This window comes from Aquabacterium sp. (assembly GCF_004297345.1).
GTDB lineage: Bacteria > Pseudomonadota > Gammaproteobacteria > Burkholderiales > Burkholderiaceae_C > Aquabacterium.
Genome location: NZ_SCTN01000588.1, coordinates 1 through 5,657 on the forward strand (window position 1 = coordinate 1; position 5,657 = coordinate 5,657).

The following is a 5,657-nucleotide window of genomic DNA, read 5'->3' on the forward strand; positions in this document are numbered from 1 at the left end:
GACGATGACCTTGTTCGGAGAAAATAGCCTTTTCATATTCCCCAGTTGCTTTTGTTCTATGTACATAATTCACATAAAATCAGATAGTTAACTGACTGAATTATAATAAATACGTTGATTTCTGTCAACTTAGATTGTGGCAATTTCATCGAAAACTGCCTTTTTAACCATCAAAAAAGCCGAGGAAACGGCTCGGATTCTCCCCTTCGTCGTATCGCCGAAAAATCACTCCCCCGCGGTAGCCTGGGGCGCGTCCGGTTCCGATCCGTCCGACGACCCCGTATCGGATGAGGCACCTTCATCGGTGGCGGGATGATCGATAGTATACTGCGTCGGATCGTTGCAAACGTCGCCGCTCCCTTCCTTCGCGAGTGTCGCCTCGTCGCAGAGGGTGATTGAGCAGTCCCGTTCGCCCTCCGGACAAACGTAGGCGGCGCAGTCCTCGGCCGACGGGTCGCAGAGCGGGATATGCTTGGCGTTGCGGCGGATGATCTGGTAGTACGAGGTGTCCTTGGCGGCGTCTCCCGCGCACGTCTCCGTCGCCGGGTCGCAGGTATGGACGAAACATTTCTCCGTCGCCGGGTCGCAGTCCGCCTGCGCCTGGACGATGTAATCGCGCCTCACGATGTACCGGTAATACGAAGCGGCGACCGAAGCGGCGATGAGGAGACCGAAAACGAGAAAGAATATCTTTGATTTCCTGTCCATAGTCTTCATTGTTGACGGCACAGCATCATCATAAAACGAAACCCCGCTCGCGAGCGGGGGTCAAAAGCTATGAAATTCGCCTCATTCCGGGCAATTTTGGCAACGCATCCAGAGACTGCGATACGTCTACTCCGTCATTCAGCCCAGCGCACCCCCCGCCGTACCCGTCAGTCATATGGTTCCGTAACGAATCACCCGGAATCCCCCCGTTCCTTCTCCTGGAGCCAGAATACCAGGCCACGGGGTGTTTTGTCAAACAACAGGACAACATGCCTACAATATGAAAATCCCCCGGACTTGCCAGATGGTATTACCATATAGTCATCCGAGGGATAAGAGGTCTGGTGATCAAGAGAATCGATCAGTCAACATCGAGATAGCTGTTTCTATAAAAAGAACCCGGGAAGAGTTTCATTCCCCCAGGTTCGTGAACTCACAGTGATTTCAAAAGCTGTGATGCTCGCTCCTCGGCCTGCGCCACATACGTCTTGTAATCTGGAATCCTGGTGAGAACCCCTTCAGACAAGGTATATGTGGAATCAAGTCGTGCCTTTTCAAGGAAGTATCGATCGTGGGACACGAGCAATATGGTTCCTCGATAGGCTTCAATCGTTTCCTCTAGAGCTTCGAGCGCCTCAAGGTCGAGGTGATTGGTAGGCTCGTCGAGAACCAGCACGTTGACCGATTGGGCGGAAAACAAGGTAAGAAGCAATCGAGCACGGCCACCGGGGCTTAAGGTACCGATTGGCTGTTTCACTTGACCTTCCTCGAAGCCAAACTTTGCGAGCTTGGCATACGAATCCTGTTCTCTGAACCCTGCTCGCTCCTTGAGGAATTCAAGAAGCGTGCGACCACGAGGCAGGCTTTCGTGCTCCTGCATCATGTTTCCGATTTTGACACCGGAACCGATCTCGATCGTGCCGCCGAGTGTCGCCAGTTGGCCAGTGATGGTCTTGAGGAGAGTTGACTTTCCGGCGCCGTTTAATCCCATGATACCGACTCTGCTCCCATACCGCGCCTCAAATGACACAGGGCCGATGGTGAAGCCGTCCGGATATCCTGCCACCACGTCGGTGAGACGAATATCAAGCGTTCCAGAACCGGCTTCAGCCTTGAGAGGAATCTCAAACGGATCGCGTTCGATGGGTTTTTCGACTTTCTCCATCTGGTCGATCCGTTTTTCGATTGTCTTTGCTTTTCTTCCAGATCCTCCTGCACGATCTCGCTTGAAACCTCGCAAAAACTTGTCATTGTCGCTCCCTTGCCAGTTCGACCCTCTGGCCGAAGTGTCCCTTTGCTGTCGTGCCTGATCAGAAAGGCGTTCAATCTCCTCCTGTTGAAGTCGATATTCTTCCTTCTGCCGAGCAATGCGTTTCGCCACCATCACCAGATAGTCACTGTATGAGCCTCCTGAAATGTTGAGTACGCGCGTATTTCGGCCAAGCTCGAAGATTTTCCTCACGACCCGATCAAGAAACCGACGATCGTGAGAAATGACAATGCAGGCGGCATCAGACTTCCGAAGGAAATCCTCAAGCCATATGAGTGCCGGTAGGTCGAGGTTGTTCGTCGGCTCATCAAGAAGCAAGAGGTCGACACCTTTGAGAAGAATCCCCGCCAGTGCCACTTTGCTTTTCTGCCCGCTACTCAAATCAGACAGACGATGATCAATGCCAACGTTTTCAAGACCGAAGCCCGCAAGCATCACTTTGATGCGATGCTCAAAGGCATAACCGTCAAGACGCTCGTATTGTTCATGTGCGTCCCCATACTCATCAGACTTCGCCTTGTCCTCAAGGTGAGAAGCAAGAACCTCGATTTTTTGCTCAAGAGCATCAATGCCTGCGATTCGCCGCAGATACACACTGATCGTTTCATCGCCCGAGAGACTGGTATCCTGCGGGAGATATCCGATGCACGTATTCTTGACGAGTTCGATCTCGCCAGCATCGGGCTCCACCAATCCAGCAATGATCTTGAGAATGGTTGTCTTACCAGTCCCGTTGTCACCGACTAATGCCACCTTCTGCCCTTTAGCCAAGGAGAAAGAGACATCGGCAAGCACGGTCAGACTGCCGTAGCTTTTTTGAATGTGTTTTGCTTGTAACATGATAGTCTCCTTTCTTGCTATTTTACCACTGTTAACGAACTTTTGCCCGATGGACCTCGCGCACGTTTGACAGGGTAGTATTTTTGGTATTACCTTCAATTTCTGTCAAATATCCCGACCTCCCCGAAACGGTCGGCATACCCGTATATCATCTGCGGCGTCGTATGTTCGAACGCGATCTCGCCATCGTTCCCGACAGCTATGAACCCCCCGTCTCCGCCGATTCTTCGTCTGAAATATTCGATTGTCTCCCGGGCGGCCTCCTTGAGGGAACATCCCCCTATAAGCATATAGTCAGAAACCATCTTGGCGAGACTGATACGCAGGATATGTTCACCGATACCCGTACAGGAAACGGCGCAAGTTCCGTTGTCAGCAAAAATGCCGGCGCCGATGATCGGAGAATCCCCGACCCGTCCGAATTTCTTGTTGACCAGTCCGCCAGTGGATGTCGTAGCGGCGACATTCCCCATCGAATCAAGGGCGACCGCACCCACCGTTCCGAGCTTTCTTTCGCGTGAAACCTCCGAATGATCTAATGCGATGCCCCCGTTCTTGACCGTAGCCTCCCACTGCTGCACGCGAGCATCGGTTATGAAGTACTCATCATTTTCCATCGCCACGCCCGATGCCTCGGCGAACTCCATGGCTCCTTCCCCGATAAGCAGGATATGCCTGCCATCAGCCATCACTTTCCGCGCGAGACAGACCGGATTCCTTATATTCGAAACGGCCGCCACCGCGCCGGCCGACATATCCTTGCCATCCATAATAGCGGCGTCCATCTCGACCCTTCCTTTGTCATTCAAGACCGATCCCCTTCCCGCATTGAAAACCGGATCGTCTTCGAGCATCTTCACGCAGTGCTCGACCACATCAAGAGCCGAATCTCCCGCAAGGAGCCGCTCCTTCCCAGATGACAGAACGACTCCTAAGGAAACCCGGTAGATTTCCTGGTCACAGATGAAACCGGCGCCTCCGTGTATCACCAATGCCGTTTCCTGTTTGCGCATAGGAATTTTTTTATTCCTACAAAAATATGGCCGTCTTCACAAACTCCGCTGTTGACTTCTTGACAAGTTCATCCCAGCCAAGCTCCGGATGTTTCTTGCGGTACGCCGAAATGAGATGGTATCCGATCGCGTATCCCGCCCAGAGAGGATACTTCTCATTTTTGAAAAAGAGTTCTCGATAAAGACCCACATCCGTCGAAGAAAGATTTTTCCGTATCTCCGCGAAAACCTTGCTCGCCCTTTCCCGGGGAATGGACGCCGCCCACGGACTCAATATGCCGCGAGAGATGCTGTATACAAAGTTTTCCGCTAATCCCTCGAATACGATTGAGTCCCGAAGTGTCTTCCATAAATGGTGTTCTCGGGATACGGAATGGACGTACTCGTGCAGAATGGTATCTCGAAGCGACTTCCTACTTCGAGCAGTCGGATCTATGAAAAGAAGTAGAGTATCCTCCCAAGGCGTGTAGCCCGAGACACCACCCATCTGCTCCTTCGTAAAAGCGCTGAATGAAGGGAATACAAAGATTCTCGTGTAGCGTTTGGAAGAGAGGACTTTCTTCGCATCGCGTAAAGCGCGCTCAATTACTTTCACCCGCTCGGCATACCTCATCGGATCGAGACCTGACAACCTTACGTTTTGATCGTTCGAATCGAACATCTGCCGCAAGAGATAATCTGTGAGATATTCTTTCTTTGAAAACCCCGCATAACCGATGACCCGCGAGTCCCGGATATTTCTGGTCGCTTCCGCGAGTATGGCCTCGGGAGTCTTCGCACGAGAAAAATCATCCCCGCAGAAGAAGACCTTGGCCAATACTTTTTTATCCCGGATTACCCTGCTTCGCATATTTCCGATGCTGATGCTCCGTCCGCCTATCGATCCGGGACACTTTGGCATCAAGACTGACCACCTTGGTATCCAGCTCGGATACTTTGAAGTCCAGCTCGGATACTTTGACGTCGAGATCGGATACCTTGTCGTCGAGTTGGGATACCTTTGCGTCCAACGAGGATACCTTCACATCCAGCGCGGCGATATCGCCTTTCAGCTCGGTTCTCAACTCCAAGAACCCGCCCTGCACGATCCAAGCGAGGTTCTCAAATTCCCGCGTGACGTTCTCGAATCCCTCTTTGGTTTCTTTGTCCATATGTTCCGGTTGAAATCTTCCCCAGGATACCACCGATAGCTATGGGGGTCAAAAAGGCGCCAATTCAGGTTTCGAAGCGACTCAAACAGACTACCCGTTCCAGAATACCACGGTAGTCCTCCGGAAAACCATACCTGGCCGAAGCATCGAGAATCATTCCGAGATACGCATCGGATGGTTTCTGGTGTTCCCTCTCCTTATTCGCCACCTCGTACGCCTCGGCCTCGACGTCGTTCCCGAACACATCGGAGACGATGATCGTCAACCGCCGATAGTGCGCCGGCGCCCCCTCGTATGCGTCAAGCGACAGCATATCCCTTTCGGTCAACCGATAGAGCAGACCCCACACGTTATCGGCGCGACTCTTCACGATGTCCGCGCATCCGCATCGCCGTACCGAAGAATAGATCGTGAATGCCAACCGATAGTCCGCCAGAACGGCCTTCCCAACGGCTACGGCGCCCGGGCAACGCACCGCCATCTGCCGCTCATCCATATTCGATCCGTACGCGAAATAGTGCATCATATCCGTGGTGTTAGAGGAAAAAGGAGACGGGAGCAGGTTTCTGCTCCCGCGATCTTCACATCATCGCTTCCATACAGTAACGATGACAGGTTCTGGCCCAACCGACTACCCGATCCAAAGAGTTCGTCGCCCCGAACATACGGAATTCG

General features: G+C 52.4%; 6 protein-coding genes. All 6 read right to left on the reverse strand.

Annotated elements, in window-relative coordinates:
* Positions 1–225: 225 nt before the first annotated feature.
* Positions 226–717 (reverse strand): hypothetical protein, encoded by a 492-nt coding sequence (locus tag EPO09_RS21765; RefSeq protein ID WP_290646644.1) that lies wholly within the window; start codon positions 715–717, stop codon positions 226–228.
* A gap of 424 nt (positions 718–1,141) precedes the next feature.
* Positions 1,142–2,818, reverse strand: coding sequence for a ribosomal protection-like ABC-F family protein (gene abc-f / locus EPO09_RS21770; protein WP_290646646.1), 1,677 nt, complete (start codon positions 2,816–2,818; stop codon positions 1,142–1,144).
* A gap of 95 nt (positions 2,819–2,913) precedes the next feature.
* On the reverse strand, positions 2,914–3,831 hold the full coding sequence (locus EPO09_RS21775) for an isoaspartyl peptidase/L-asparaginase family protein (RefSeq protein ID WP_290646648.1): 918 nt from the start codon (positions 3,829–3,831) through the stop codon (positions 2,914–2,916).
* A 16-nt stretch (positions 3,832–3,847) separates the two neighbouring features.
* On the reverse strand, positions 3,848–4,648 hold the full coding sequence (locus tag EPO09_RS21780; protein ID WP_290646650.1) for a DUF2268 domain-containing putative Zn-dependent protease: 801 nt from the start codon (positions 4,646–4,648) through the stop codon (positions 3,848–3,850).
* 7 nt (positions 4,649–4,655) lie between these two features.
* Entirely contained in the window at positions 4,656–4,982 is a 327-nt protein-coding gene (locus tag EPO09_RS21785; protein ID WP_290646652.1) for a hypothetical protein, read from the reverse strand.
* A gap of 64 nt (positions 4,983–5,046) precedes the next feature.
* Complete coding sequence (locus tag EPO09_RS21790; RefSeq protein WP_290646654.1) at positions 5,047–5,508, reverse strand: gamma-glutamylcyclotransferase family protein; 462 nt, start codon at positions 5,506–5,508, stop codon at positions 5,047–5,049.
* Positions 5,509–5,657 lie beyond the last annotated feature (149 nt).